At 77.1% G+C, this 573-nt stretch carries 1 protein-coding gene; it reads right to left on the reverse strand.

Annotation, left to right across the window (positions count from 1 at the left end; all coding sequences use genetic code 11):
• A partial coding sequence (locus tag ACOV8S_RS31130; protein WP_448321837.1) for a hypothetical protein occupies positions 1-573 on the reverse strand: 573 nt, incomplete at both ends.

Raw genomic sequence — 573 nt, forward strand, 5'->3', positions numbered from 1 at the left:
GGCTTCCGCGGCCGTGACGACCGCGGCGGTGACCGTGGCGGCTTCCGTCGCGACGACCGTGGTCCCCGTCGGGACGACCGTGGTGACCGTGGTGGGTTCGACCGTCGTGACGACCGCGGCCCGCGTCGTGACGACGACCGCGGTGGGTTCCGCGGTGGCCGTGACGACCGCGGCGGTGACCGTGGTGGCTTCCGCCGTGACGACAACCGTGGCGAGCGGCCGCAGCGCAGCGACTTCCGTGGCCGTGACGACCGTGGTGGCGACCGGGGCGGCTTCCGTCGGGACGACCGTGGTGACCGTGGCGGGTTCGACCGTCGCGACGACCGCGGCCCGCGTCGCGACGACGACCGCGGTGGCGACCGCGGCGGCTTCCGTCGTGAGGGCGGCGACCGTCCCGGGTTCCGCCGTGACAGCGGTGACCGTCCGGGCTTCCGGCGTGACGACCGCGGCGGCGACCGTGGCGGTTTCCGCCGTGACGACCGCGGTGACCGTGGGGGCGACCGCGGCGGGGTCGACCGTCGCGACGACCGCGGCCCCCGTCGCGACGACGACCGTGGCGGCCTCCCCGGCGGC

Source organism: Streptomyces sp. CO7 (assembly GCF_053474865.1).